Below are 2,104 nucleotides of genomic sequence, written 5' to 3' on the forward strand. Positions count from 1 at the left end.
TGCGCCAGACGAACTCGCAAGGCTTCTCGTTTCAGCGAGTTAGTCGCTCACTCTATGATCATCGGCAGCTGTCGGCCCTTTGCCGCCGGTCGGCCCTCCCTCCCGGCGCATGCCTCCGAAGCGGCCGTTCAGGCACGGCGCAGCGACGGGGCAGACAGCCTCTTGGTAAGACGTTCCATCGTGGCCAGTCGCGTCGGTCTGCACGGTCGCCGCGCATCTCAAGTCTGAGCCGAAGCGATCTCGAAAGCGCACTGTGGTTCCGACGGAATTCACTATTTTTCGAGTTCATGCAGTGCGCTTGAATCTTCCCTTGAGCAGATCGACGACATCGGCGAATTTCTCGCGGCAATCCAGTGCAACCCCCGCTTCGCGATACGCGGCCAGAACGCTTGTGTAATTTCTGCTGTTGCGATCTGCGAGAGTGTGCGCCTCATGCAGTTCCCGACCTTCCGGTTTGGCGCGCGCTTCTGACAATAGCCTGCCGACGAACCGGGCCCGACCGAATTCCGCTGCCATAACGAGGGCGGTCTTTCCCTCACAAGTCTGGATCTTAGGGTTCGCACCGTGGTCAAGCAACAGCTCGAAGCAGGCAGAAGATCCGGATCGGATGGAAGAATGCAGAGCTGTCCGTCCGAGCGTGTCTTGCTGATCCGTCTCGATCCCGACTTCGAGGAGTAAGGCCGTCAGCTCTCTATCCTTCTGCTCGGCGGCAAACATGAGCGCCGTTTGACCGAGGTAGTCCTGAGCCGAGAGATGATCCACAGGAAGTTGTCTGACGAAACGCAGGTAGGTTTGGCGCAGGCGGTCCGACAGTTCCGCAGCGGTCGGTAGGTCGTTGGAGCCGCGCATGCCATCGAATGGGGTCATATCCTGCATGGCGCGCACCAAATTCGGCATCATTTTCGTCAGCATCGTAAATACCGTGTCTCCACGCACGTCCCGAAGTTTTGCCTTCAATGCCCGCTTGTGCGTTCTCTTGAATACGCGAATTGCGTTTTCGTCTGCACCTGAGAGCATGAGCTTCGCAAGCTCCTGAAACACTTCAACGGATCCCTGCATGGGGTGGCTCCGCGCGACTCCTGGATATGGACGGCAGGACCGTGGAAAACTTTCGGCGGCCTCTACTGCAGCCAATCGCATGGTGTATTCCAGCGGCGCCTGCCCGAGGCGCCAACGCTGCGCCTCGTCCGGAGCCAATGCGCGCGAGAAAATGCGAAAATATTTCTCGGACTCGTTTCTGTTGAATGGTGCGGCGCTGACCTGCAGGCCGAAACTGAGCCTTGCAAGCGCGGACTCTACCCATCCGAAATTCCCGGCGGCACAGGCGGTCAGGCCATCTTTGAGATGCACTGCAGCATCATCAAGGTCACCACGTGCGAGAGCGTCCAACGCGGCAAGGTAGTGGATGTCTGCCTTTACCTGATCTGCGTGTTGGTGCTCGCGCAGTCGCGAGAGTATTTTTCGAACCTCAATGGCACGGTTGCGCGATTGGGACTCCCAGGCGCCATACCCTTTTTGCAGGAGCGTTCTTAGCTGCGTGCGGACCTGCGCAATTGTGCATTCCGGCCGAGCGGATGCTGCCGAAACCATGCGGCTGTCACCGAAGACATCCGGCAGCTCAGCGTCAGGATTCATAAGGCGAATCCGCTCGGTCAGAGTGGCGGCGACCTCTTCGGCACGTGGCAATTGGCCTGTCGCATTCGGAAGAATGGATTTGAACGGTCCTTGCTGCAGCCACTCTGGTATGGCCTGTTTGAACAAGCCATCAGAGACCTTGGTGTTTCCTTTCCCAGCGGCGAAGGTGAACAGGAATGCCAGACGAAATAACTCGGCCAGTTGTAACGCCTTGTTTCGCATAGGGTCCGGGTCGTGCGGGGAGACGCGGGGCGTGAGGACAGCGACCAGGTCCTTCCAACCTTGTTCAAGGCTGCGCGCAAAGAGCATCAGGCGTCGCACCGTTTGCGTGCTGGGCGGCGCCAGGACCTCGGGTTTGTAGGCAAAGACCTGCGCGTCATTAAAAAGGCGCTCTGGCCTGCTGCCGGTTTCGTGGACACGAAGATAAGATCGTGACCAAGGCAACGGAGATCGGACATGGTGAGACGGA

The 2,104-nt window shown here is 58.7% G+C and carries 1 protein-coding gene; it reads right to left on the reverse strand.

All coding sequences use genetic code 11. The features are described from left to right. Positions 1-285 precede the first annotated feature (285 nt). A partial coding sequence (locus tag MXB90_RS17630) for an ankyrin repeat domain-containing protein (RefSeq protein WP_250046715.1) occupies positions 286-2,104 on the reverse strand: 1,819 nt, incomplete at its 5' end.

Origin of the sequence: Phaeovulum molybdatiresistens (assembly GCF_023544865.1) — a bacterium.
Taxonomy (GTDB): domain Bacteria; phylum Pseudomonadota; class Alphaproteobacteria; order Rhodobacterales; family Rhodobacteraceae; genus Pontitalea.